18 protein-coding genes and 2 pseudogenes are annotated in these 25,451 nt (G+C 72.9%); 17 read left to right on the top strand and 3 right to left on the bottom strand.

All coding sequences use genetic code 11. From position 1 onward, the window contains the following. Window positions 1-331 precede the first annotated feature (331 nt). The 8 genes from ACIP67_RS33760 (at window position 332) to ACIP67_RS33725 (ending at window position 9,166) form a co-directional block, all read left to right on the top strand. Entirely contained in the window at window positions 332-1,018 is a 687-nt protein-coding gene (locus ACIP67_RS33760; RefSeq protein ID WP_401696944.1) for a two-component system response regulator, read from the top strand. 157 nt (window positions 1,019-1,175) lie between these two features. Continuing rightward, complete coding sequence (locus tag ACIP67_RS33755) at window positions 1,176-3,884, top strand: DNA translocase FtsK (protein ID WP_401696943.1); 2,709 nt, start codon at window positions 1,176-1,178, stop codon at window positions 3,882-3,884. A 257-nt stretch (window positions 3,885-4,141) separates the two neighbouring features. Further along, the gene (locus tag ACIP67_RS33750) at window positions 4,142-4,975 is read left to right on the top strand and encodes a helix-turn-helix domain-containing protein (RefSeq protein ID WP_401696941.1); all 834 of its coding nucleotides are present in this window, start codon (window positions 4,142-4,144) and stop codon (window positions 4,973-4,975) included. 110 nt (window positions 4,976-5,085) lie between these two features. Continuing rightward, window positions 5,086-6,555: a 30S ribosomal protein S12 methylthiotransferase RimO gene (gene rimO, locus ACIP67_RS33745; RefSeq protein ID WP_401696939.1), complete on the top strand. Its 1,470-nt coding sequence runs from the start codon at window positions 5,086-5,088 to the stop codon at window positions 6,553-6,555. Continuing rightward, on the top strand, window positions 6,552-7,283 hold the full coding sequence (gene pgsA, locus ACIP67_RS33740; protein ID WP_401696937.1) for a CDP-diacylglycerol--glycerol-3-phosphate 3-phosphatidyltransferase: 732 nt from the start codon (window positions 6,552-6,554) through the stop codon (window positions 7,281-7,283). The genes rimO and pgsA overlap by 4 nt, the downstream gene beginning before the upstream one ends. Beyond that, window positions 7,280-7,825: a CinA family protein gene (locus ACIP67_RS33735; RefSeq protein ID WP_401696935.1), complete on the top strand. Its 546-nt coding sequence runs from the start codon at window positions 7,280-7,282 to the stop codon at window positions 7,823-7,825. Before pgsA ends, ACIP67_RS33735 begins: the two co-directional genes overlap by 4 nt. A 109-nt stretch (window positions 7,826-7,934) precedes the next feature. Beyond that, the gene (locus ACIP67_RS33730; protein ID WP_167997591.1) at window positions 7,935-8,315 is read left to right on the top strand and encodes a helix-turn-helix domain-containing protein; all 381 of its coding nucleotides are present in this window, start codon (window positions 7,935-7,937) and stop codon (window positions 8,313-8,315) included. Between the two features lie 380 nt (window positions 8,316-8,695). Next, on the top strand, window positions 8,696-9,166 hold the full coding sequence (locus ACIP67_RS33725) for a Dps family protein (protein WP_401696934.1): 471 nt from the start codon (window positions 8,696-8,698) through the stop codon (window positions 9,164-9,166). A 639-nt stretch (window positions 9,167-9,805) separates the two neighbouring features. On the opposite strand, the gene ACIP67_RS33720 is transcribed toward ACIP67_RS33725, so the two are convergent. Both ACIP67_RS33720 and ACIP67_RS33715 read right to left on the bottom strand, forming a co-directional pair. Continuing rightward, window positions 9,806-10,648: an Fpg/Nei family DNA glycosylase gene (locus tag ACIP67_RS33720; protein ID WP_401696932.1), complete on the bottom strand. Its 843-nt coding sequence runs from the start codon at window positions 10,646-10,648 to the stop codon at window positions 9,806-9,808. Between the two features lie 36 nt (window positions 10,649-10,684). After that, window positions 10,685-15,589 (bottom strand): ATP-dependent helicase, encoded by a 4,905-nt coding sequence (locus tag ACIP67_RS33715; protein WP_401696929.1) that lies wholly within the window; start codon window positions 15,587-15,589, stop codon window positions 10,685-10,687. A 177-nt stretch (window positions 15,590-15,766) separates the two neighbouring features. On the opposite strand from ACIP67_RS33715, the pseudogene ACIP67_RS33710 reads away from it, so the two are divergent. The 3 genes and pseudogenes from ACIP67_RS33710 to ACIP67_RS33700 form a co-directional block, all read left to right on the top strand. Next, window positions 15,767-16,606, top strand: a pseudogene (locus tag ACIP67_RS33710) (AraC family transcriptional regulator); the annotation flags it as partial. Between the two features lie 23 nt (window positions 16,607-16,629). Beyond that, on the top strand, window positions 16,630-17,397 hold the full coding sequence (locus tag ACIP67_RS33705) for an AzlC family ABC transporter permease (RefSeq protein ID WP_401696927.1): 768 nt from the start codon (window positions 16,630-16,632) through the stop codon (window positions 17,395-17,397). Beyond that, window positions 17,394-17,702 carry an AzlD domain-containing protein gene (locus tag ACIP67_RS33700; protein ID WP_401696925.1) on the top strand — a complete coding sequence of 103 codons (309 nt, stop codon included), beginning with the start codon at window positions 17,394-17,396 and terminating at the stop codon, window positions 17,700-17,702. Before ACIP67_RS33705 ends, ACIP67_RS33700 begins: the two co-directional genes overlap by 4 nt. Before the next feature lie 226 nt (window positions 17,703-17,928). On the opposite strand, the gene ACIP67_RS33695 is transcribed toward ACIP67_RS33700, so the two are convergent. Then, window positions 17,929-18,873: a hypothetical protein gene (locus ACIP67_RS33695; protein ID WP_401696923.1), complete on the bottom strand. Its 945-nt coding sequence runs from the start codon at window positions 18,871-18,873 to the stop codon at window positions 17,929-17,931. An 80-nt stretch (window positions 18,874-18,953) separates the two neighbouring features. Between ACIP67_RS33695 and ACIP67_RS33690 the strand changes: the two genes are divergently transcribed. The 6 genes and pseudogenes from ACIP67_RS33690 to ACIP67_RS33665 all read left to right on the top strand — a co-directional run bounded on the left by ACIP67_RS33690 (window position 18,954) and on the right by ACIP67_RS33665 (window position 25,443). After that, on the top strand, window positions 18,954-19,148 hold the full coding sequence (locus tag ACIP67_RS33690) for a DUF3046 domain-containing protein (RefSeq protein ID WP_389515871.1): 195 nt from the start codon (window positions 18,954-18,956) through the stop codon (window positions 19,146-19,148). 60 nt (window positions 19,149-19,208) lie between these two features. Beyond that, complete coding sequence (locus ACIP67_RS33685) at window positions 19,209-20,465, top strand: AI-2E family transporter (protein WP_401696921.1); 1,257 nt, start codon at window positions 19,209-19,211, stop codon at window positions 20,463-20,465. Between the two features lie 420 nt (window positions 20,466-20,885). Next, entirely contained in the window at window positions 20,886-22,013 is a 1,128-nt protein-coding gene (gene recA, locus ACIP67_RS33680; RefSeq protein WP_401696919.1) for a recombinase RecA, read from the top strand. A gap of 3 nt (window positions 22,014-22,016) precedes the next feature. Further along, window positions 22,017-22,859 carry a recombination regulator RecX gene (recX, locus tag ACIP67_RS33675; protein ID WP_401696917.1) on the top strand — a complete coding sequence of 281 codons (843 nt, stop codon included), beginning with the start codon at window positions 22,017-22,019 and terminating at the stop codon, window positions 22,857-22,859. A gap of 167 nt (window positions 22,860-23,026) precedes the next feature. After that, window positions 23,027-24,069 (top strand): annotated as a pseudogene (locus ACIP67_RS33670) (FtsX-like permease family protein); the annotation flags it as partial. A 408-nt stretch (window positions 24,070-24,477) separates the two neighbouring features. Further along, complete coding sequence (locus ACIP67_RS33665; RefSeq protein ID WP_401696915.1) at window positions 24,478-25,443, top strand: sugar ABC transporter substrate-binding protein; 966 nt, start codon at window positions 24,478-24,480, stop codon at window positions 25,441-25,443. Window positions 25,444-25,451: the final 8 nt, after the last annotated feature.

Here is a 25,451-nt window from a genome sequence, read left to right as displayed (position 1 = left end):
ACCCCCCAGGTCATGCCTTCGACAGGGGGCAACAGTCATGCCGGGCCCGGAGGCCAGCGGCCCTCTTGCAGGACCGCGAAAAACATAACGGGGCGCCCCGGGGAGGCGGGAAGCCGCTGACCCGGGGTGGTCACGGTCGGGTGGCGCGGCGGGATCCGGGGAACCTTCCGGCCTCCTGCCGCGTTCCTGCAACGTGCACAGTGACATCACGGTGACAGGGTGTGGCGACGGTCGGGGTGGGGCTACGATGACCGGCACAAGGAAGGGCGGCGCAAAGGAGTCGTCCCCAGGGGCGGCGCCCGGTGCACTGCCGGGGCGAGGAGGGCGGGCCATGGTGCAGAAGGCCAAGATCCTCCTGGTCGATGACCGGCCGGAGAATCTGCTGGCGCTGGAGGCGATCCTCTCGGCGCTCGATCAGACGCTGGTGCGGGCATCGTCCGGGGAAGAGGCGCTCAAAGCACTGCTGACGGACGACTTCGCGGTCATTCTGCTGGACGTCCAGATGCCGGGAATGGACGGTTTCGAGACAGCCGCCCACATCAAGCGGCGGGAGCGGACGAGGGACATCCCGATCATCTTCCTCACCGCGATCAACCACGGTCCCCACCACACCTTCCGCGGGTACGCGGCGGGCGCGGTGGACTACATCTCCAAGCCGTTCGACCCGTGGGTGCTGCGCGCGAAGGTGTCGGTGTTCGTCGAGCTGTACATGAAGAACTGCCAGCTGCGGGAGCAGGCGGCTCTGCTGCGGCTCCAGTTGGAGGGCGGTGGCGCCAAGGCGCCGGTCGGCGGCGCCAAGGAGTCGCCGGGGCTGCTCGCGGAGCTGTCCGCGCGGCTCGCCGCCGTGGAGGAGCAGGCGGAGGCCCTGTCCAAGCAGCTGGACGACGAGTCGGCGGACGCGGCCGCGGTGGCCACGGCGGCACACCTGGAGCGCAAACTCACCGGCCTGCGGCGGGCCCTGGACGCCCTGGAGCCGGGTACGGGCGGCGGGGCGGCGTCGGTGCCCTCGCAGACCTGAATCCCATCGACGGGCGGGGTGCCGGGAGTTGCGGATGACCGGGAGTCGGCCTCCCGGCTGAGCGCGCGTCAGCTTCACGCCCCCGCCGGGACGACACGAACGGGTGAAGCACTGTGCACGCGTGTCCGCTGTCGTCTCCCCCGGTAATCTCACCTCCATGGCCTCACGTCCCTCCGCAGCCAAGAAGCAGCCCGCCAAGAAGGCGGCCGCTCCCGCGAAGGCCGCGGTGAGGAAGGCCGCCGCGAAGAAGGCCCCGGCGAAGAGGGCGCCCGCGAAGAAGGTCGCGGCGAAGAAGCCCGCGCCCAAACCGGCGCCCAGTCCCACCGGGGGCGTGTACCGGCTCGTACGTGCCGTCTGGCTGGGCCTGGCGCACGCCGTGGGCGCCGTGTTCCGCGGCATAGGAAACGGCGCCAAGAACCTCGACCCCGCCCACCGCAAGGACGGCGTGGCGCTGCTGCTGCTCGGTGTGGCCCTGATCGTCGCCGCGGGTACCTGGGCCGATCTGCGCGGGCCGGTCGGCGATCTGGTCGAGATCCTGGTGACCGGCGCCTTCGGCCGCCTCGACCTGCTCGTGCCGGTCCTGCTCGCGGTCATCGCGGTGCGCTTCATCCGGCACCCCGAGAAGCCCGAGGCCAACGGGCGCATCGTGATCGGTCTGTCCGCGCTCGTCATCGGCGTCCTCGGCCAGGTCCACGTGGCGTGCGGCTCGCCCGCCCGCAGCGGGGGCATGCAGGCGATACGGGACGCGGGCGGTCTCATCGGGTGGGGCGCGGCGACCCCGCTGACGTACGCCATGGGCGAGATCCTCGCCGTACCGCTGCTGGTGCTGCTCACGGTCTTCGGGCTGCTGGTGGTCACCGCCACGCCCGTCAACGCCGTCCCGCAGCGGCTGCGGCAGCTCGGGGTGCGGCTGGGCCTGCTGCGCGATCCCGAGGCGGACGTGTACGGCGCCTTCGAGGACGACGACGCGCGTTACGACGAGCAGTGGCGCGAGGCGCTGCCCGCGCGCCCCCGTCGGCGCTCGAGCGCCCCGCAGGCGTACGACCCCGAGGACGCCGAGCAGGAGGCCCTCTCGCGGCGGCGCGGCCGGCCCCGGCGCTCGGCGGTGCCGCAGCCCGCGATGGACCGGCAGCCGGACGCGGTGGACATCGCCGCGGCCGCCGCGGCCGACCTCGACGGCGCCGTGCTGCACGGCATGCCGCCCTCGCCGGTCGTCGCCGACCTCACCCAGGGCGTGGGCACGGGCGACCGCGAGCCGACCGCACCGGTCCCGGCCGCGCGTCCCCGGCAGGAGAAGTCGAGGACCGGGGTGGTGCCCGACCTCACCAAGTCGGCCCCCGAGGAGCCGCGCGACCTGCCGCCGCGTGCCGAGCAGCTCCAGCTCTCCGGTGACATCACCTACGCGCTGCCCTCGCTCGACCTCCTCACGCGCGGGGGCCCGGGCAAGTCGCGCAGCGCGGCCAACGACGCGATCGTCGCCTCCCTGACGAACGTCTTCACCGAGTTCAAGGTCGACGCCGCCGTCACCGGCTTCACCCGCGGCCCGACGGTCACGCGCTACGAGGTCGAGCTCGGCCCCGCCGTGAAGGTCGAGCGGATCACCGCGCTGACGAAGAACATCGCCTACGCCGTCGCCAGCCCCGACGTGCGGATCATCAGCCCGATCCCCGGCAAGTCGGCGGTCGGCATCGAGATCCCGAACACCGACCGGGAGATGGTCAACCTAGGTGACGTGCTCCGGCTGGCGGAGTCCGCGGAGGACGACGACCCGATGCTGGTCGCCTTCGGCAAGGACGTCGAGGGCGGGTACGTCATGCACTCACTGGCGAAGATGCCGCACATGCTGGTGGCCGGCGCGACCGGCTCGGGCAAGTCGTCCTGCATCAACTGCCTGATCACCTCGGTCATGATGCGGGCGACCCCCGAGGACGTCCGGATGATCCTCGTCGACCCCAAGCGCGTCGAGCTGACCGCCTACGAGGGCATCCCGCACCTGATCACGCCGATCATCACCAACCCCAAGCGGGCCGCCGAGGCGCTCCAGTGGGTCGTGCGCGAGATGGATCTGCGCTACGACGACCTGGCGGCGTACGGCTACCGGCACATCGACGACTTCAACCGTGCCGTGCGCGAGGGCACCGTCAAGTCGCCGGAGGGCAGTGAGCGCGAGCTCCAGCCGTACCCGTACCTGCTGGTGATCGTCGACGAGCTGGCCGACCTGATGATGGTCGCGCCACGGGACGTCGAGGACGCGATCGTGCGGATCACCCAGCTCGCGCGCGCGGCCGGCATCCATCTGGTGCTCGCCACGCAGCGGCCGTCCGTCGACGTCGTCACCGGCCTGATCAAGGCGAACGTGCCCTCGCGGCTCGCGTTCGCCACCTCCTCGCTCGCCGACTCGCGCGTCATCCTCGACCAGCCCGGTGCCGAGAAGCTGATCGGCAAGGGCGACGGGCTGTTCCTGCCGATGGGGGCGAACAAGCCGACCCGTATGCAGGGCGCGTTCGTCACCGAGGCCGAGGTCGCGGCGATCGTGCAGCACTGCAAGGACCAGATGGCGCCCGTCTTCCGGGACGACGTCACCGTCGGGTCCAAGCAGAAGAAGGAGATCGACGAGGACATCGGCGACGACCTCGACCTGCTGTGCCAGGCGGCCGAGCTGGTCGTCTCCACACAGTTCGGGTCGACGTCCATGCTCCAGCGCAAGCTGCGCGTCGGCTTCGCCAAGGCGGGCCGGCTGATGGACCTCATGGAGTCGCGGGGTGTCGTCGGGCCGAGCGAAGGGTCGAAGGCTCGTGACGTTCTTGTGAAACCCGACGAGTTGGACGGCGTGCTCGCGGTGATCCGAGGGGAAACTGAAGGATAGTCGTTTCTTCGCGGGGGCAGCGGGCGTTCGTGACGCACCCGTTAGGGAGCTGTGGGCAACCGTTTCCCCTCGGCGTACGTCAAGTTGAGCGACTGGACAGGCGTGGCGTTCACCCTGGGCTCCGCACCTGGCCCGTCATCGGGGTGTCCGGCCATTCCGATGGCGTAAATGCCCCACCGACCGGTTGCCCCTCCCTTTCGCCCCCCTCCTAGACTGAACCTCCAGCACAGGTGGCTACACGCTCGAAAGGCGCCCCCGTGTCCCTCGGCAACTCTCCTGAAGACGAGCGTCCGTTCGAAGACGTTCCTGAGGATGCCCGCCCCTCCATCGGCCGCGCCCTGCAGCAGGCGCGCATCGCGGCCGCACTGACCGTCGACGACGTCAGTACCGCCACCCGAGTCCGTATCGCCATCGTCCACGCCATCGAGTCGGACGACTTCGCCCCCTGCGGCGGGGACGTCTACGCGCGCGGGCACATCCGGACCCTGGCCAGGGCCGTCGGGCTGGACCCGGCCCCGCTGATCGAACAGTTCGACGCCACCCATGGCGGCCGTCCGGCGCCGACGCCGGCCGCACCCCTGTTCGAGGCGGAGCGCATCCGGCCCGAGCGGCGCGGGCCGAACTGGACCGCGGCCATGGTCGCCGCGATCGTCGCCGTGGTCGGGTTCGTCGGCTTCACCGCGTTCAAGGGCGGCGACGAGGGCACCACGGACGTCGCCGACGGCGCCGCGCCGACCACCAGCGCCCCCGCCCCGCCCACCCCCAAGAGCGACAAGAGCTTCGACGAGACGCCCGAGCCCTCCGACAGCGCCATCGCCGCCGCCCCCCAGGACAAGGTGACCGTCCAGGTCAGCGCCACCGACGGCAAGAGCTGGATCTCCGCCAAGGACCACAACGGGCGGCTGCTCTTCGACGGACTGCTCAAGCAGGGGGACACCAAGACCTTCCAGGACAGCGAGAAGATCAACCTGGTCCTCGGGGACGCCGGCGCGATCCAGCTGTACGTCAACGGCAAGAAGATCGACGACGACTTCCGCCCGGGGGCCGTGGAGCGGCTGACGTACACGAAGGGCGACCCGGAGGCCGGGTGACGGGCGTACCCGCCGCGTGAGGGGCCGGCGACACCCGTCGGCCCCGCGCGCAGGAAGATCGCCAACCCCGTCGGCGAGGGCTGTCAGCCGGACGAAGTAGTCTTGAGCCCATGCCTGAACGCCGTACCGTCGCACTCGTCACCCTTGGCTGCGCCCGTAACGAGGTGGACTCGGAGGAGCTCGCAGGCCGTTTGGAGGCGGACGGCTGGCACCTCGTGGAGGACGCCGCGGACGCGGACGTCGCCGTCGTCAACACCTGCGGTTTCGTCGACGCCGCCAAGAAGGACTCCGTCGACGCCCTCCTCGAGGCGAACGATCTCAAGGGGCACGGCAGAACCCAGGCCGTCGTGGCGGTGGGCTGCATGGCCGAGCGGTACGGCAAGGACCTCGCCGAGGCGCTTCCGGAGGCCGACGGCGTCCTGGGCTTCGACGACTACGCCGACATCTCCGACCGCCTCCAGACCATCCTGTCCGGCGGCATCCACGCCGCCCACACCCCGCGCGACCGGCGCAAGCTGCTGCCGATCAGCCCGGCGGAGCGGCAGGACTCGGCCGCCGGCGTCGCGCTCCCCGGACATGCTCCGGCGGACCTCCCCGACGGGCTCGCCCCGGCCTCCGGCCCCCGCGCGCCCCTGCGCCGCCGTCTCGACGGCGCCCCGGTCGCCTCGGTCAAGCTGGCCTCCGGCTGCGACCGGCGCTGCACCTTCTGCGCCATCCCCTCCTTCCGCGGCTCCTTCATCTCCCGCCGCCCGAGCGACGTGCTGAACGAGACGCGGTGGCTGGCCGAGCAGGGCGTCAAGGAGATCATGCTGGTCTCCGAGAACAACACCTCCTACGGCAAGGACCTCGGCGACATCCGCCTGCTGGAGTCGCTGCTGCCCGAGCTGGCGGAGGTCGACGGCCTCGAGCGGGTGCGCGTCAGCTACCTCCAGCCGGCCGAGATGCGGCCCGGCCTCATCGACGTGCTGACCTCGACCCCCAAGGTCGCCCCCTACTTCGACCTCTCCTTCCAGCACTCCGCGCCCGACGTGCTGCGCGCGATGCGCCGCTTCGGCGACACCGACCGCTTCCTGGAACTGCTCGACACCATCCGGAGCAAGGCGCCCGAGGCCGGCGTCCGCTCCAACTTCATCGTCGGCTTCCCCGGCGAGTCCGAGGCCGACCTGGCGGAGCTCGAGCGGTTCCTCGACCACGCGCGGCTGGACGCCATCGGCGTCTTCGGCTACTCCGACGAGGAGGGCACCGAGGCCGCGACGTACGACAACAAGCTCGACGAGGACGTGGTCGCCGAGCGGCTCGCCCGGGTCTCCCGGCTGGCCGAGGAACTCGTCTCGCAGCGCGCCGAGGAACGCCTCGGGGAAACCGTGCGCGTGCTCGTGGAGTCGGTGGACGACGAGGGCGTCCACGGCCGCGGCGGGCACCAGGCACCGGAGACGGACGGCCAGGTGCTGCTCACGTCGGGCGAGGGACTGGCCGTCGGTCGTATGGTCGAGGCGAAAGTGGTCGGTACGGAAGGTGTCGACCTGGTGGCCGAGCCCCTGCCGGGCTCGATCGGGTGTCGTGAGGAGACGGACAGATGACGGGTGTCCCGGCATCGGCCGCGGGCGGCGCCTCACCGGCGAAGGGCGCCGCGGCCGCTGCGGGCGCGTCCGCCGACGACGAGACCCCGGGTGTCGGCAAGGCGCCGCGGGGCGGCAAGCTGGCGGCCGCGGCCGTCAACCAGGCGAGCGTCTGGAACGTCGCCAATCTGCTGACGATGCTCCGGCTGGTCCTCGTGCCGGGTTTCGTCGCGCTGATGCTGGCCGACGGCGGCTACGACCCGGCGTGGCGCGCGCTCGCCTGGGCGGCCTTCGCCGTGGCCATGATCACCGACCTGTTCGACGGTCATCTGGCGCGGACGTACAACCTCGTCACCGACTTCGGGAAGATCGCCGATCCCATTGCCGACAAGGCGATCATGGGGGCGGCTCTGATCTGCCTCTCCGCGCTCGGGGATCTGCCGTGGTGGGTGACGATCGTGATCCTGGGCCGGGAACTCGGGATCACCCTGCTGCGTTTCCTCGTCATCCGGTACGGCGTCATCCCGGCGAGCCGGGGCGGCAAGCTGAAGACGCTCACCCAGGGCGTCGCCGTCGGCATGTACGTCCTGGCGCTGACGGGCTGGCTGGCCACCCTGCGTTTCTGGGTGATGGCCGCGGCGGTCGTGCTGACCGTGGTGACCGGGCTCGACTATGTGAGACAGGCCATCCTGCTGCGCAGGCAGGGGATCGCCGAGCGCAGGACGGCGGCGCAGGAGACGGAAGGGTGAGTTCCACGGCCGCCGACGTGGTCCGACTACTGATCGTGACGGGTCGGACGCTGGCCGTCGCGGAGTCGCTGACCGGTGGCCTGGTGGCCGCGGAGATCACAGCGGTCCCCGGCGCGTCCAAGGTCTTCCGGGGGTCGGTGACGGCCTACGCCACCGCCCTGAAACAGGAGCTGCTCGGGGTCGACGGTGATCTGCTGGCTGCCCGGGGGGCGGTGGACCCGCAGGTAGCGGCCCAGATGGCGGCCGGGGTGCGCAAGGCGCTGGGTGCCGACTGGGGCATCGCGACGACCGGCGTCGCAGGTCCGGACCCCCAGGACGGGCAGCCGGTCGGGACGGTCTACGTGGCCGTGGACGGGCCGTCAGGGGCGGACTCCGGTTCTGCCTCTGGCGGAAAAGTGGAGGCCCTGCGGTTGAACGGCGACCGTGCGGAAATTCGTAGAGAGAGTGTACGGAGCGTACTCGCAGTGCTTCTGAGGGAGCTCGCGGGCGAACAGACCGGGAATGAGCGGGCACAGGATACGGAACAGAACGGGGGGTTTTGATGTTTGCAGCCCTGAGTGAACACGACATCGCTCCCCGCACGGCCGCAGCGCAAGGCGGTACGGTGGGGCGTGAAGGATGCGGCTACGCGGTCCGAGGAGGGAGCCACCGATGATTCTGCTCCGTCGCCTGCTGGGTGACGTGCTGCGTCGGCAGCGCCAGCGCCAGGGCCGTACTCTGCGCGAAGTCTCCTCGTCCGCCCGAGTCTCGCTCGGCTATCTCTCCGAGGTGGAGCGGGGGCAGAAGGAGGCTTCCTCCGAGCTGCTCGCCGCCATCTGCGACGCGCTGGACGTACGGATGTCCGAGCTCATGCGGGAAGTGAGCGACGAGCTCGCCCTCGCCGAGCTGGCCCAGTCCGCTGCGGCCACCCCCAGTGAGCCTGTGCCCACGCCGGTTCGTCCGATGCTGGGTTCCGTGTCGGTGACCGGTGTGCCGCCGGAGCGGGTGACCATCAAGGCGCCCGCCGAGGCAGTGGACGTGGTCGCCGCCTGAGGTGCCCCTCGGCGGCTGTGCCGGCCGGCGGGTGTGTGCGAGGCGTACGGCGCGAGTGCGGGTGAGTCGCTCACTGCGTGTGTGAGGCCCCGGCCGGGGCTTCTCCGGATCAGGCCGGAGGGGAGCGGTCGGGGTTTTTGCATGGGTCCTTGTCCGTCCAGGGTGCCTGTCCGGGGTGTTTGCCTGCGGTGGTCTGTCCGGGGTGCGGTGCGTGTGCGGGCGGGCGGGGCGGGCCAGCGAGGACCGTGGTCTCTTGTGCCGGTTCAGGCGCTGCTTTCTGGTTCGGGTGGGCTCGGGCTGATTCAGGTCCGTTTGCCGGTCATGCGTGCTGCGGTCATCGTGGAGGGGCATGACGGGAGCCGACCCACCCGGAGGTATGGATGAACGCCGTGAAGAGCCCGCTGCCCGACGCCGATCTCAAGACCGTCGCCGAAGCACTGCAGGGGGCGCTGGTCGACCTGATCGACCTCTCGCTCGTCGCCAAACAGGTCCACTGGAATGTCGTCGGGCCCCGCTTCCGGTCCATCCACCTCCAGCTCGACGACGTCGTGGCCAGCGCCCGCACGCACACCGACGCGGTGGCGGAGCGTTCCTCGGCGCTCGGTGTGTCGCCCGACGGCCGGGCGGCGACGGTCGCCTCCGGCAGCGGCATCGACACGGTGTCCCAGGGATGGATCAAGGACGCGGACGCGGTGGGCGCCCTGGTGGCGGCGCTCGGTGCGGTGATCACCCGGATGCGGGACCGGGTCGCGGCCACCGAGGACCCCGATCCGGTGAGCCAGGACCTCCTCATCGGGATCACCGCCGATCTGGAGAAGCATCACTGGATGTTCCAGGCGGAGAACGTGTGATGTGAGGTGTGAAGAGTGGTCCGCGCGACGGTGGTGCGCCCTCCCGGTGGTACGGGTGGGCGCTTCGCCGTCCTGCCGGGCGAAGGCAGTGGTCCGCCCGCGTCGGGCCGGTGGTGGCGGGGTGGGGTGGCGGTCCTCGCGGTCGTGGCGGTCGTGGCGGTTCCGCGGTGACGGGGTGGAGGTGGCGGCTGTGGCGGGCCGGACAGTGGGCCGGGTGGGAGGAGGTGACGGCCGTGGCGGGCCGGACAGTGGGCCGGGTGGCCTGCCTCGGGCTCGGGGTCCTGTGGTGGTGGGCTGTGCTGCGGCTCGCCGTGGTGCCCGAGGCCGGGGTGCTGGAAGGGGCCGTCGCCGCCGGGGGGTGGGGCCTGAGTCTGCTGCCGGTCCACTGTGCGGCCAAGGGGCGGGCGGTGGGGGCGGTCGCCGACGGGCGGTGGGCGGCTGCCTGGCGGGGGCGGCGGGGCGGCCGGGCGGTGCCGGAGAGTGGGATGGGGAGTGGGATGAGGATGGGGAGTGGGCGGTGGCGCAGGCGCGGCCTCGGCCGTTTGCGGCGCCGGTGAAGGGCGCGGTGCGTCCGGTGGGGGGCGCACGGTCGCGCAGCCTCGCAAGGAGCGCGCGACCTTCTCGTCGACCGGTGGGGCGTCAAACGGCAGGGTGTGAGCGGACACGGCGGGCGGCCGGGGAGCCCGGGGCCGGGGCGGGTCCCGTCTGGCAGCTCGGGCACCAGTACGTCGGGCGTTCGCGGGAGCCGTCGCCCTGGTCGGCCACCCGCACGGGCGTCCCGCAGCGCAGACAGGGGTGGCGTGCGCGGCCGTAGACGAAGAGGTCCTGGCCGCGCCGGCCCGTGGTGACGCGGGTGGGGCGGTCGCGGTTCACCTCCAGGAGCCGCTGCGCGAGGACGGGCAGTTTCGCCGCGCGGTCGGCGGGCAGCGCGCCGACGGGCAGCCAGGGGGTGGCGCCGAGGAGGAAGCAGAGCTCGCACTTGTAGACATTGCCGATGCCGGCGAGGTTGCGCTGGTCGAGGAGGGCCTCGCCGAGGGAGCGGGCCGGGTCGGCGAGGAGGTTGGCGAGGGCCCGCTCCGGATCCCAGTCGGGGCCCAGCAGGTCGGGGCCGAGGTGGCCGACGGCCCGCTCCTCCTCGGAGGTGCGCAGGAGTTCCAGGACGGGGAGGCGGTAGCCGACCGCGGTGCGGTCGTCGGTGCCTAGGACGGCCCGGATCTGGTGGGCCGGACCGCCCGTCCAGCGCTGGTCGTTCGCGTACACCTTCCAGGAGCCGTCCATCCGCAGGTGGGAGTGGAGCGTCAGGCCGCCCTCGACGCGGGTGAGGAGGTGCTTGCCGCGCGGGGTGACGTCCAGGACGGCACGGCCGGTGAGATCGGCGGTGGCGTACTTGGGCACGCGCAGGTCGGAACGGGTCAGCACCTTCCCCGCGAGGGCGGTGTGCAGCCGCCTCGCGGCCTGCCAGACCGTGTCGCCTTCGGGCATGGGTCAAGGGTGGCACGGAGCCGCGGCCGGGCGGCCTCAGGCCCTGAGTCTGAGGCCGCGGGGCGTCGCGATGAAGCCGGCGCCCTCCAGCAAGGTGCCCAGCGGAGCGGTCAGGGCCGAGGCGCCGTTGACGCGTTCCACGGTGACGGTGCCCAGGGAGCCCGCGCGGGCGGCGGCGGCGAGGGCTTCCGCCGCCGCGTGCAGGCGCGGGTCGTCGCGGACGGCGCCCTCGCCGTCCGCGGTGGTGGGCCAGGCCAGCAGCGTTTTGCCGCCGCGCTCCATGTAGAGGGTCAGCTCGCCGTCCACGAGCACCACCAGGGAACCCGCCTTGCGGCCGGGTTTGTGCCCGGCGCCGGTGGGCGGCTCGGGCCAGGACAGGGCGGCGCCGTACGCGTTCGCGGGATCGGCCGCGGCGAGCACCACGGCGCGCGACGCGGGGGAGGGCGTACGCCGGTGGCGGTCGGAGAATTCCGAGGTGTACGGGAAGCCGTTGCCGCCGCGGGGGCCGCCGGCGCCGGGGGAGGCGAGGTCGCGCGGGGAGAGGCGGCCGCTTGGGGCGGTGGGGGCCGCCGCCGGGGAGTCGAAGGCTCCGTCGAGGCCGGGGACGTCCCAGCCGAGATCGTCGGAGGGAGCGGTGTCGGGGAAGGCGAAGTCGTCGGGAGCGCCGCTCTCCGGGGCCGGGGCGGGCAGCGTCTCGTCCCGGTCGCGGGCGTTGGCGACGGCGCGGACCCGGTCCACGGCGCCGTCCATGGCGAACTGTGCCGCGCCGAGGCCCTCCACCACATAGCCGCGGCGGGCCTGGCCGCTCTCCTCGAAGACGGACAGGACGCGGTACGTCGCCGAGAAGCCGCCCTCGATGCCCTCGGCCGAGACCGCGCCCCGGGTCACCACGCCGTGGCGGTCGAGCAGGGCGCGGGCGACGGCGTGGGCGCGGACGGTGGGGTCGGGTTCGTGGGCCGGCAGGAGCGACCAGCGGCCGGCGACGGTCGGAGGGCCGTTGCGGGAGGCCGACCGCGCGGCGGCCGTCAGTGAGCCGTAGCGCCCGCGCGGGACCGCGCGCTTGGCGCGGTGGGCCGTGGAGCCGGCGGTGCGGCCCGAGCCCAGCAGGGCGCGCATCGGCGCGAGCGTGTCGTTGGTGAGCCGGCCAGACCAGGCCAGGTCCCAGACGGCGTCGGCGAGTTGCGGGTCGGTCGCCTCGGGGTGCGTGGTGGTGCGGACCTGGTCGGCGATCTGGCGGAAGAACAGGCCGTAGCCGCCGGCCAGGGCGTCCAGGACGGACTGGTGCAGTGCCGTCAGCTCCAGCGGATGGGGCGCGGGCAGGAGCAGGGGGGCCGCGTCCGCCAGGTACAGGGAGACCCAGCCGTCCTTGCCGGGGAGCGCGCCCGCACCGGCCCAGAGCACCTCCCCGGAGGCGGTGAGTTCGTCGAGCATCGCCGGGGCGTAGTCGGTCGTACGGGACGGCAGGACGAGCTTCTCCAGGGCGGAGGCCGGCACGGACGCCCCCTGGAGCTGCTCGACGGCGCGCACCAGGCCGTCGACGCCGCGCAGGGCGTGGCCCTTGCCGATGTGCTGCCACTGGGGCAGGAACTGGGCGAAGGCGGCGGGCGGTACGGGTTCGAGTTCGTGCCGCAGGGCGGCCAGGGAGCGGCGGCGCAGCCTGCGCAGGACGGTCGCGTCGCACCACTCCTGGCCGATGCCGGCCGGGTGGAACTCCCCCTGGACCACCCGGCCGCCCGCCGCGAGGCGCTGGAGGGCGCCCTCGGTGACCGCTACGCCCAGGCCGAAGCGGCCGGCGGCGGTGGCCGACGTGAACGGGCCGTGGGTGCGGGCGTACCGCGCCAGAAGGTCGCCCAGCGGGTCCTTGACCGGCTCGGTGAAGGCCTCCGGGACTCCGACCGGCAGGGCGGTGCCGAGGGCGTCGCGCAGCCGGCCCGCGTCCTCGATCGTCGCCCAGTGGTCGGCGCCGGCGACACGGACCCGGATGGCGCGGCGGGCGGCCGCCAGCTCCCGGGCCCAGTCGGGTTCCGCGCCGCGCTCGGCCAGCTCGGCGTCGGTGAGCGGGCCGAGCAGGCGCAGCACGTCCGCGACGCCTTCGGCGTCCTTCACCCGGCGGTCCTCGGTCAGCCACTGGAGCTCCCGCTCCAGTTCGGTGAGGACCTCCGCGTCCAGCAGCTCGCGCAGCTCCGCCTGACCGAGCAGCTCGGCCAGCAGACGCGAGTCCAGGGAGAGGGCTGCCGCGCGGCGCTCGGCGAGCGGGGAGTCGCCCTCGTAGAGGAACTGGGCGACGTAGCCGAACAGCAGGGAGCGGGCGAAGGGGGACGGCTCCGGGGTGGTGACCTCCACCAGACGTACCCTGCGGGACTCCAGGTCGCCCATCAGTTCGACGAGCCCCGGGACGTCGAAGACGTCCTGGAGGCACTCGCGGACCGCCTCCAGGACGATGGGGAACGAGCCGAACTCGCTCGCCACCTGGAGCAGCTGGGCGGCGCGCTGGCGCTGCTGCCACAGCGGGGTCCGCTTGCCGGGGTTGCGGCGCGGCAGCAGCAGGGCGCGGGCGGCGCACTCGCGGAAGCGGGCCGCGAACAGGGCGGAGCCGCCGACCTGGTCGGTGACGACCTGGTCGACCTCGCCCTTGTCGAAGACGACGTCCGCCGCACCGACCGGCGCCTGCGCGGCGTCGTACTCCGCGCCCGCCTTCACCGGCTCCTGGTCGAGCAGCTCCAGCCCCATGAGGTCGGCGTCCGGCAGGCGCAGCACGATGCCGTCATCGGCGTGCATGACCTGGGCGTCCATGCCGTACCGCTCGGAGAGCCGGGCGCCGAGGGCGAGGGCCCAGGGGGCGTGGACCTGGGCGCCGAAGGGGGAGTGCACGACGACCCGCCAGTCGCCGAGTTCGTCGCGGAAGCGCTCCACGACGATCGTGCGGTCGTCCGGGACGTGGCCGCAGGCCTGGCGCTGTTCGCTCAGATAGGAGAGCACGTTGTCGGCCGCCCAGGCGTCCAGGCCGGCGGTGAGCAGGCGCAGGCGGGCGTCGTCCTCGGGCAGGGAGCCGACCTCGCGCAGGAAGGCGCCCAGCGCGCGGCCCAGCTCCAGCGGGCGGCCCAGCTGGTCGCCCTTCCAGAACGGGAGACGGCCGGGGACCCCGGGGGCGGGGGAGACCAGGACGCGGTCGCGGGTGATGTCCTCGATGCGCCAGGAGCTCGTGCCCAGGGTGAAGACGTCACCGACCCGCGACTCGTAGACCATCTCCTCGTCGAGCTCGCCGACCCGGCCGCCGCCCTTCTTCGGGTCGGCGCCGGCGAGGAAGACGCCGAACAGGCCGCGGTCGGGGATGGTGCCCCCGGAGGTCACCGCGAGCCGCTGCGCCCCCGGGCGGCCGGTGATCGTGCCGGTGACGCGGTCCCACACCACGCGCGGGCGGAGCTCCGCGAAGGCGTCGGAGGGGTAGCGGCCGGCGAGCATGTCGAGGACGGCCGTGAAGGCGGATTCCGGCAGTGCGGCGAAGGGCGCGGCACGCCGGACCGTGGCGAGCAGGTCGTCGAACGGCCAGGCGTCCATCGCCGTCATGGCGACCAGTTGCTGGGCGAGTACGTCCAGGGGGTTCGCGGGAATCCTGAGGGACTCGATGGCGCCGGTGCGCATGCGTTCGGTGACCACCGCCGCCTGGACGAGGTCGCCGCGGTACTTGGGGAAGACCACGCCCGTGGAGACGGCCCCCACCTGGTGGCCGGCCCGGCCGACGCGCTGGAGGCCCGAGGCGACGGAGGGCGGGGACTCGACCTGGACGACCAGGTCGACCGCGCCCATGTCGATGCCCAGCTCCAGGCTGGAGGTCGCCACGACGGCGGGGAGCCGGCCCGCCTTGAGGTCCTCCTCCACGAGCGCGCGCTGCTCCTTGGAGACCGAGCCGTGGTGGGCGCGTGCGATGACCGGCGGGGCGCCCTGGGCCGCGCCGGAGCCGCCCATCAGCTCCGCCGGGGCGTGGTGCTCGTCGAGCGGCTCGCCGGTGGCCCGCTCGTAGGCGATCTCGTTGAGGCGGTTGCACAGGCGCTCGGCGAGGCGGCGGGAGTTCGCGAAGACGATGGTGGAGCGGTGCGCCTGGACGAGGTCGGTGATCCGCTCCTCGACGTGCGGCCAGATCGAGGGGCGCTCCGCCCCCTCGGAGCCGTCCGCGACCGGGGAACCGCCCAGCTCGCCCAGGTCCTCGACCGGGACGACGACCGAGAGGTCGAACTCCTTGCCGGACTCGGGCTGGACGATCTCCACCTTCCGTCGCGGGGAGAGATAGCGGGCCACCTCGTCGACCGGACGGACGGTCGCCGAGAGGCCGATGCGGCGGGCCGGCCTCGGCAGCAGCTCGTCCAGGCGCTCCAGCGAGAGCGCCAGGTGGGCGCCGCGCTTGGTGCCGGCCACGGCGTGCACCTCGTCGAGAATCACCGTCTCGATGCCGGTCAGCGCGTCGCGGGCGGCCGACGTCAGCATCAGGAACAGGGACTCCGGGGTGGTGATCAGGATGTCCGGGGGGCGGGTGGACAGGGCGCGGCGCTCGGCGGCGGGGGTGTCGCCGGAGCGGATGCCGACCTTGACCTCGGGCTCGGGCAGGTCCAGGCGCACGGCTTCCTGGCGGATACCGGTCAAAGGGCTGCGAAGATTGCGCTCCACGTCCACGGCCAAGGCCTTGAGCGGGGACACGTACAGCACGCGGCAGCGCTTCCTCGGGTCGGCCGGAGGGGGCGTCGAGGCCAGCTGGTCCAGGGCGGCGAGGAACGCGGCGAGGGTCTTGCCGGAGCCGGTCGGGGCCACCACCAGCACGTCCGAGCCCTCGTGGAGGGCCTGCCAGGCGCCCGCCTGGGCCGCGGTGGGCGCGGAGAACGCCCCCGTGAACCAGGCGCGGGTCGCGGGGGAGAAGCCGTCCAGGGCTCGGTGCGCGTTGCTGACCATGCGTCCATCGTGCACCCGAGGTCTGACAACAGGGCCGGGGCGGGGGTGCGGCGCGGGGCGACGGGCGGGTGCGCCGGGCCGGACCGGGGGTGTCGGGCGGAGGCGCGCCGGGCGGGGTAGGGGGACGAGCGGGCGGGGTGGGGGCGGGGTCGGGCGGAGGGTGCGCAGAATGGGGGTATGGCGGGATCGGGTGAGGTGGCGCGGCACTGGCGGTACGCCGAGCTGCCCGGGGTCGACCTGCTGCGCGCCCGGTACGTGCGGAAGAACTTCGTGCGGCACACCCACGAGCACTTCGTGATCGCCGGGATCGCCGAGGGCGTGGAGGTCTTCCACCACGGTGGGGGTGATCAGTACGCGGGGGCCGGCGCGCTCGCGCTGGTCAACCCCGATACGCCGCACACCGGACGGGCGGGGGTCCCCGAGGGGTGGCGGTACGGCGCCGTGTACCCCTCCGTGGAGGTCGTGGCCGGCATCGCCGCCGAGACGACCGGCCTGCGCGGCACGCCGGGCTTCGTGCGCCCGGTGCTCGACGATCCGCAGGCCGTCCGGCTGGTGCACCAGGTGCTGCGGGCCGCCGACGAGGGCAACGCGCTGGCCGCCGACACGCTGCTGCGCGTGGCCGTGACGCGGCTGCTGCGGTCGAACGGCGGGTCACTGCCCGTTCGGCGGGTGCCTACGGCCGGGGGCCTGGTCGCCGTACGCGCGCGTGCCGTGCTGGAGGAGCGGATGGCCGACCCGCCGACGTTGGAGCAGCTCGCGCGGGAGCTGGAGACCGGTCCGTTCGCGCTGCTGCGCGCATTCCGCGACACCTACGGGATGCCGCCCCACACCTGGCTCACCGACGCGCGGGTCCGTCGGGCGCGGCGGCTGCTGGAAGCGGGCAGGGCACCCGCGGAGGCGGCGCTCGCGGTGGGGTTCACGGACCAGCCGCACCTCAACCGTCACTTCGCCCGGATCGTGGGAGTGCCGCCGGGCGCCTACCAGCGCGAGCGCAAGAACGTACAAGACGCGCGGCGGTGACCGCTCCTACCGTCCGACGCGTGGCAGAACAGGCAGGAAAAGCACGACAGACAGCTCGCCCGGACACCGGCGGCGGCCGCCGGCACGGCAGGCCCGACGCCGCCGTCGTACGGGACGCCCTCGGCGTCGGGGTCGCCGTCGGCCTCTCCGGGTTCGCCTTCGGGGTGACCTCGGCGGGCAGCGGCCTCACCGTGTGGCAGAGCTGTGCGCTCAGCCTGCTGGTGTTCACGGGCGCGTCCCAGTTCGCGCTCGTCGGGGCGCTCGCGGCGGGCGGCAGCCCCCTCACGGCGGCCGCCGGCGCCTTCTTCCTGGGCGTGCGCAACGCGTTCTACGGCCTGCGCCTGTCGCAGGTGCTGGCCCTGCCGCGCGCGGCGGTGTGTCCGTTCGCCGCCCAGTGGGTGATCGACGAGACGACGGCCGTCTCGCTGGCGCAGCGCGACCGGCGGGGTGCGCGGATCGGCTTCACGGTCACCGGGCTCAGCCTCTATGTGCTGTGGAACCTCACCACGCTGCTGGGCGCCCTGGGGGCCGAGGCACTCGGGGACACCGACGCCTGGGGGCTCGACGCGGCCGGCCCGGCCGTGTTCCTGGCGCTTCTCGCCCCCATGCTGAAGACCCGCACCGACCGGGCCGCGGCCGCTCTCGCGGTCGTGCTGGGGCTCGGTCTGCTGCCCGTCCTGCCCGGCGGTGTGCCGGTCCTGGTGGCCGCGCTCGCCGCACCGCTCGCCCTCTGGGGCGAGGGCCGCCGCGCGGGGCGTACGCGGAACCGTCAGGAGGGTGGGCGATGACCATCTGGATCGCGATCGTGGCGACCGCCCTCGGCTGCTACGCCGTCAAGCTCGCCGGGCTGCTCGTTCCCGCCGGGGTGCTCGAGCGGCCCCTGGTGCGGAGGCTCGCGGCCCTCCTGCCCGTGGCCCTGCTCGCCGCCCTCACGGCCCAGCAGACGTTCGCCGACGGGCGGGCGCTGGTGCTGGACGCGAGGACGGCGGGGCTCGCCGCGGCAGCCGTGGCGCTCGCCCTACGGGCGCCGTTCCTGCTCGTCGTCGCGGCGGCCGTGGTGGTGACGGCCGGGGTGCGGGCCGTGGGGGGATGAGAGCGGCCCGGCCGGGAGTGAGGGGCGGAAAGCCTGTCGGGGGGAGAGCGCGACGGCCGGGATGCCGGCCCTCGGAGGACGGTGGTGGCGGTCGGGTGGTGGTGACGGTTCGGCGGCGGAGGCTGCCGGGGCGGTCGGCGGCGGGGGTGGTGGCGGCCGGGTGGTGGTGGATGGCGGGGGTGGTGATGGGCGGGGCGGCCGGCCGTGGTGCGGACGTGGTCCGGCGTCAGCCGATGGGGCGTCCGTAAGACCTCAGGGTGCGCAGGGCCTCGATGGTCACCACGGGACGTGCCTCCAGGGCGGTTCCCGGTGCCCAGCGGCGCCATCGGATCGGCCAGCCGCCGTCCTGCTGCTGGTCGGCGGCGAGGAAGTCCAGGGACCGCTCCATCTCGTCGTCGGTGAACCACGCGCGCGCGAGAGAGCCGGGCGTGCGGGCGTAGTCGTGGGGGAAGTGGTGTTCGCCGGGCGCGTAGCCGGGCGGGACCGGGTGCGTGTCGCGACGGTCCGGGTCCAGCACGGCGAGCCGGTGGGCCCGGACCAGGCGGCCGAGACGGTCGGCGGCCGCCTCCGCGCGCGGGCGGTCCGGCGCGGAGTCGAGGAACGCCACGGCGGCCTGGATCTCATAGGGGTGGGACGTCTCCAGGGAGTCCACCGCCTGCCAGCAGAAGTCGGTGGCCCTGAAAAGCCAGGCGTGCCAGACCTCGTTGCCGTGCAGGAGGCCCACCGCCGGACCGGTGGCCAGGAGCTCACTGGGCGGGTCGTCCACGATCGGGACGAACGGAGCAGCGGGATAGCCGCGCTGGCCGGGACGGATCGCCGGGAGCGCGCCGTCGGGGTTGGAGACGGAAGTGAGGTAGCGGCACACCTGTTCCACGCGCCGGCCCGCGCAGCGGCCCAGCGAGTCCAGGACGCGCAGCGCGCGCACCACGTGCAGGGGCTGGCTGACGGGCCCGCGCAGATCGGGCTCCAGCGCGTGGCCGTATCCACCGTCCTCGTTGCGGTAGGCGTCGAGTGCGGTCTCCGCGGGTTCGGCGCCGCCGTTGAGGAAGTGGTACGCGAAGAGGCGCTGCTCCAACACGCGCGCGGTGAGCCAGACGAAGTGCTCGGCGCGGAAGAGCGGGGTGGGCGCCGGGGGCGCCGGGGGGAGTGGGGATGCTCCGGTTTCGGCCATGGAGCAGACCGTAGGACGGAAAGCGGTGTCGGCAGGCGGCCACGGCCGGGGCCACCCCCCGGGGGCGGGATACTGGTGTCATGCGGTTGACGGTCTTCTGGCAGCGGATGGCGGAGCACTTCGGTACGGGCTACGCCGACACCTTCGCGCGCGATCACGTGATGGCCGAGCTCGGTGGGCGGACGGTGCACGAGGCGCTGGCGGCCGGCTGGGACGCGAAGGACGTGTGGCGCGTGGTGTGCGCGGTGATGAACGTTCCGCGGGAGAAGCACTGATCAGCGGTGAAGATCGCAGAGGGCGCTCCGATTGTCGGTGCGGTGGGCGAGACTTGAGCCGTGGCACCCACTGACGAGTCCGGGCAGGCCGGCCCGCACACCTCCCCGTCGGACACGACGACGCCCGCCCTGCCTCCGGCCGGCGGCATGGCCGCGTCGGGCGCGCGCATGCCGCGATGGCTCCCGCGCGCGATGGTGCTCGCGCTCGCCCTCGTCGGCGCCTTCCAGCTGGGCACATGGGCCTTCCACCAGGTCATAGGTCTGCTGACCAACATCCTCATCGCGTTCTTCCTGGCCCTGGCCATCGAACCCGCGGTGAGCCGGATGGCCACCCACGGCATGCGCAGGGGGCTCGCCACCTTCCTGGTCGTCTTCTGTCTGCTGATCGTGGTCGCGGGCTTCTTCACGCTGCTCGGCTCGATGCTCGCGGGACAGATCATCAAGATGATCGAGGGCTTCCCGGAGTACCTCGACTCAGTGATCAACTGGATCAACACCACGTTCCACACCGAGCTCAGACGCGTGGACATCCAGGAGGGCCTGCTCCACTCGGACTGGCTGAGAAGGTACGCGCAGAACAGCGCCGCCGGTGTCCTGGACGTGTCCACACAGGTCCTCGGCGGCCTCTTCCGGCTGCTGACGATCGGGCTGTTCTCGTTCTACTTCGCCGCCGACGGACCCCGGCTGCGCCGCGCGCTGTGCTCCGTCCTGCCGCCCGCGCGGCAGGCCGAGGTGCTGCGCGCGTGGGAGATCGCCGTCGACAAGACCGGCGGCTACCTGTACTCGCGCGGACTGATGGCGCTGATCTCCGGAGTCGCCCACTACATCCTGCTGGAGGCGCTCGGCATTCCGTACGCGCCGGTCCTCGCGGTGTGGGTGGGGGTGGTGTCGCAGTTCATCCCGACCATCGGCACGTATCTCGCGGGTGCGCTCCCCATGCTGATCGCCTTCACGGTCAGCCCGCTGTACGCGGTGTGGGTGCTGGTCTTCGTCGTGGTCTACCAGCAGTTCGAGAACTACATGCTCCAGCCCAAGCTGACCTCGAAGACCGTCGACATCCACCCTGCCGTGGCCTTCGGCTCGGTCGTCGCCGGCACGGCCCTCCTCGGCGCGGTCGGCGCGCTGATCGCCATCCCCGCGGTCGCCACACTGCAGGCGTTCCTGGGCGCGTACGTGAAGCGGTACGACGTCACGGACGACCCCCGGGTGCACGGCCACCGCAGACGGGGCGAGGGGCCGGGGCCGCTCACGCGGGCGCGACAACTGTGGTCCAGGTCACGGGAACGCATCGCGGGGCGGCAACGGGAGTCCGGCTGACGAGCCGCGACCACGCGGCTCGGGGCCATGCGGCCACGAGCCGCATATCTGTGACGTCGAGGACCGGGGACCGAGGCATCGAGGGCCGCTCGGGCGTCGCGGGGCGGGGCGTCGGGGGGCGGTCGGGCGTCGCGGGGCGGGGCGTCGGGGGCGGTCGGGCGTCGCGGGGCGGGGCGTCGGGGGGCGGGGCGTACATGTCCGGGCAGTGCTCGGTGTGCCGCGTGGTGCGCTTGACACGAAAATCGAACATCTATTCTCATTGGGGTTCCGGCGGGGCTCTCGGTGGGGATTTCGTCCTGGTTTGGGTAGGAAGACAACCGAGTTATCCACAGGCCGGACCGGCGTCGGGGCGCATTGTCAGTGGCAGGCGTTAGCGTCTTTGACGTGAAGCGATCGACTCAAGCAAACCGGGTGGAACCCATGGCAGGAACCGACCGCGAGAAGGCCCTGGACGCCGCACTCGCACAGATTGAACGGCAATTCGGCAAGGGCGCGGTCATGCGCATGGGCGAGCGGTCCAAGGAGCCCATCGAGGTCATCTCGACCGGGTCGACCGCGCTCGACGTGGCCCTCGGCGTCGGCGGTCTGCCGCGTGGCCGCGTCGTGGAGATCTACGGACCGGAGTCCTCCGGTAAGACCACGCTGACCCTGCACGCCGTGGCCAACGCCCAGAAGGCCGGCGGCCAGGTCGCCTTCGTGGACGCGGAGCACGCCCTCGACCCCGAGTACGCGCGCAAGCTCGGCGTCGACATCGACAACCTCATCCTCTCCCAGCCCGACAACGGCGAGCAGGCCCTGGAGATCGTGGACATGCTGGTCCGCTCCGGTGCCCTCGACCTGATCGTCATCGACTCCGTCGCCGCGCTCGTCCCGCGCGCGGAGATCGAGGGCGAGATGGGTGACAGCCACGTCGGTCTGCAGGCCCGCCTGATGAGCCAGGCCCTGCGGAAGATCACCAGCGCGCTCAACCAGTCCAAGACCACCGCGATCTTCATCAACCAGCTCCGCGAGAAGATCGGTGTGATGTTCGGCTCCCCCGAGACCACGACCGGTGGCCGGGCGCTGAAGTTCTACGCCTCGGTGCGCATCGACATCCGCCGCATCGAGACCCTGAAGGACGGCACGGAGGCGGTCGGCAACCGCACCCGCTGCAAGGTCGTCAAGAACAAGGTCGCGCCGCCCTTCAAGCAGGCCGAGTTCGACATCCTCTATGGCCAGGGCATCAGCCGCGAGGGTGGTCTGATCGACATGGGCGTGGAGCACGGCTTCGTCCGCAAGGCCGGTGCCTGGTACACGTACGAGGGCGACCAGCTCGGCCAGGGCAAGGAGAACGCCCGCAACTTCCTGAAGGACAACCCCGACCTCGCCAACGAGATCGAGAAGAAGATCAAGGAGAAGCTGGGCGTCGGTGTGCGCCCGGAGGAGCCCGCCGCCGAGCCGGGCGCGGACGCGGCGGCCGCCACGGGCACGGCCGTCGACGACGCCAAGACGGTTCCCGCTCCCGCCGCCAAGGCCGCCAAGACCAAGGCCACGGCTGCCAAGAGCTGACCCGTGACACGACGAACGGACTGGGCCGAGTACGACGCCCACCCCGGCGTCCCCCGGGAGCCGGGGAGCCGGGACGGCGCCGGCCTCGCCCGGGGCGGCGACGACCGGACGGCCGACGGCCGCCGCTACAGGAGCGCCGGAACCGACCGCGAAGGAACCGACGACGACGGCCGGCGCCGGGACGGCAGGAGCGGGTGGGGTGGCGACCGGGCCGAGCGGGGCGGTGACGGCGGCCGGGGCGGTGCACGCGGCGAGCGTGGACGCCGTCGGCGCGGTTTCGGGGAACCGTCCACGGAGGACGAAGGCACCTTCACCTCGTCGAGGGCCGGGAAGGGGGAGCCTTCAGGGGACCCGGCTGAGCGGGCGCGGGCGATCTGCCTGCGCCTGCTCACCGGGACCCCGCGCACGCGGAAACAACTCGCCGACGCGCTGAGCAAGCGGGAGATTCCGGACGACGTTGCCGAGGAGGTGCTCTCCCGCTTCGAGGAGGTCGGGCTCATCAACGACAGCGCCTTCGCGGACGCCTGGGTGGAATCCCGGCACCACGGCCGTGGACTGGCCCGGCGCGCACTGGCGCAGGAACTGCGGACCAAGGGTGTCGACTCCACGCTGATCGACGAGGCGGTCTCCCAGCTCGACTCCGAGCGTGAGGAAGCGACCGCCCGCGAACTCGTCGACCGCAAACTGCGCTCGACCCGCGGCCTCGACCGCGACAAACGGCTCCGCCGCCTCGCCGGGATGCTCGCACGCAAGGGCTACTCCCAGGGCATGGCCCTGCGCGTGGTCCGGCAGGCGCTGGAGGAGGAGGGCGAGGACACGGAGTTCCTCGAGGACGGGGACTTCTGAGGCCAGGCCCGGCCCCGGCCCCGGCCCCGGCCTCCGGCCCCGGCCCCGGCCCCGGCCTCCGGCCCCGGCCCCGGCCCCTGACGGGGGCGTCGGGCCGCCGTTCGCCGTTCCCGAGTTGATGACTCCACCGTCGGGGTGCGGACTTCACGGCCCGAGTGGGGATGCGTGCGGCCGCCCTGATCACCGCGTGCGGCACCTCCTGGAGACGGGACTGCGCGGCACCATCCGGACCGAGCGCTATGCGGCGGCCCCGGTCGTCGTCTCCGGGGACCAGAACGTCCACCAGACCACCGTCAAGCACAAGAAGGGCAAGACCAAGGTCAAGCACAAGGCCAAGCCCATCGCCGAGCGCGCCTGGCTCCCGGCCGACCTCGGCCGGCCCCTCACCGGCACCCCCGGGGTCGCCCGAGTCATCCCGGAACTCACCTTCCTCGCCGAGCCGTTGACGCCGACGCCGACGGTGACCGCAATCGGCCCGGTGGCAACGGCAGTACCGGCACCGGTGATGGCACGGACACCCGTGCCCTCTCCCCGGTTGCCGACCGGCCCTCCCACGGGCACGCCTGGGAGTCCGCCGAGTTGACGCCGTACCGGCTCACCGCGGGCACCGCGCCCCGGGCCGTCACCGACGTCGTCGTCGACCGGGACCTGGCCGAGCGTGCCCACCTCGGAGTGGTCCCGAAGGCGGGCGTCGACGCCGGGCGGCTGCGGCAGAACGTGGCCGCGGCGCTGCGCGGCACCAGCGCACAGGTCAGTGCCGGAGACGCCCGAGGCCGGGTCGAGTTCCTGGACGCCGCCGCGGCCCGCACCAAGCTCGTCAGCATGGGCAGCGCGATGGGCGGCACCTCGCATCCTGGCCTTCACGGCCATCGCCGTCGTCAACACGCTGGCCATGTCCGTCTCCGAACGGGTGAGGGAGTTCGCGCTGCTGCGTCTCGCCGGGGCGAGCCGCCGTCAGGTGCTGGGCATGCTCCGCATCGAGGCCCTGTCCCTGCTGCTCCTCGCCACGACCCTGGGCAGCGCCGTCGCCCTGTCCGTCCGGACGGCGTTCAGCGTCGGCATGACGGCGCGTGCGGCGCCCTCGGTCGCGCCCCTCGCCTACGTCACGGTCGTCGCCGGGGTCGCGCTCCTCGCGCTCGTCGCGACCGCGCTGCCCGGCCGTGTGGCGCTCAGGATCCGCGCGGTGACGGTGGCCACGGCCAGGGAGTGACCCGGGCGGAGTGACCCGGGCGGAGTGACCCGGGCGGAGCGGCCCGCCCCGCCCGTCGAGCGTTCGAGGCTAGGGGATGCCGCGCCGGACGAGCCCCCCGCGGAGCGCAGGATTACCTTGCGTTCCCGGGAGGGTGAGGTCCGACGGCCCGGTTGTACCGTCTGCCTCCGTCGCGCCGCCGCAGGGAGCCCTCGGTCCCGTGCGAACCCCCGGCCTCGTACGACCCTCATGCCCGCACAGCCGCCGCGACCCGCACATCCCACTCCACGTCGCACATCCCACGCCGCCCGCACATCTCACGTCACCTCGCACGCCCCACTCCACCCGCAGGTCCCACTCCACCCGCAGATCCGACTGCACCCGCACGTCCCTCTCACTTCACCCGCACGTCCCGAAAGGCGCACAGCCATGCCCGTGTCCGTCCGCTCCCGAAGACCGCTGGTCGCCTCCGCCCTCGGCATCTGCCTGCTGAGCGGCTGCGGACTGTGGGCGCCGCAGGAGTCCACGGGCGGCGTCACCGGGCAGATCACGCTCGGCTTCGTCAACGGCGGCACCTCCGAGTTCCACACCTGTCTGCAGGAGTCCGTCCGGCTCACGGCCCGCAACAACAACGTGGAGCTGCTCACGGCGAACTCGCGTCAGGACGCCGCGACGGAGGCCGCCAACATCGAGGATCTGATCGCCTCGGACGTCGACGCCCTGATCGTGCAGACCGTCGACGTCGACGCCCTCGAGAACGACATCGCCGAGGCCAGGAAGGCAGGGGTGCCGATCTTCCTCACCTCGGTCACTCCCGACGACACCTCCGACATCCTCGGTGCCGTCGTCGTCGACCTGGAGGAGGTGGGGAAGCTGGACGCCGAGTGGATCGAGAAGGACGCCGGCGGCCGCGCGGTGTCGGTCGGGGTGATCGCGGGAGCCCCCGGCGCCGCCTCCGACGTTCTCGTCGACGCCTTCACCGACCGGCTTCCGGACAGCGCCGAGGTCGTCGCCAGCCTGCCCGGCATGTACGACCCCGACACGGCGCGGACCGTGGCCGCGGACATGGTGCGGGACCGTCCCGACCTGGACTACGCGTTCGTCGCCAACGAGGAGATGGCGTTCGCCGCCCGGCAGGCCTTCGACGCGGCCGGCGCGAAGGACGTCCGGATCGTGACGGTCAACGGCACCGACGAGGCGCTGGCCGCGCTCAAGGACGGCCGGTTCTCCGCCACCGTCTCCAACTCGGCCGCCGACACGGGCGAGCTGGCGGTGGAGAACGTCATCTCCCTGCTCCGCAACGAGCGGGCCGACAAGATCGAGGCCACACCCGTCCGCCTCGTCACCGAGGACAACGCGGACACCGCCCCGCTGTACTGCCCGCCGGCCGGCTGAGCCCCACG

Source organism: Streptomyces sp. NPDC088812 (assembly GCF_044750285.1).
Classification (GTDB): domain Bacteria; phylum Actinomycetota; class Actinomycetes; order Streptomycetales; family Streptomycetaceae; genus Streptomyces.
Note: the sequence above shows the minus strand (reverse complement) of the source record. Positions and strands in the feature narration are given on the sequence as shown.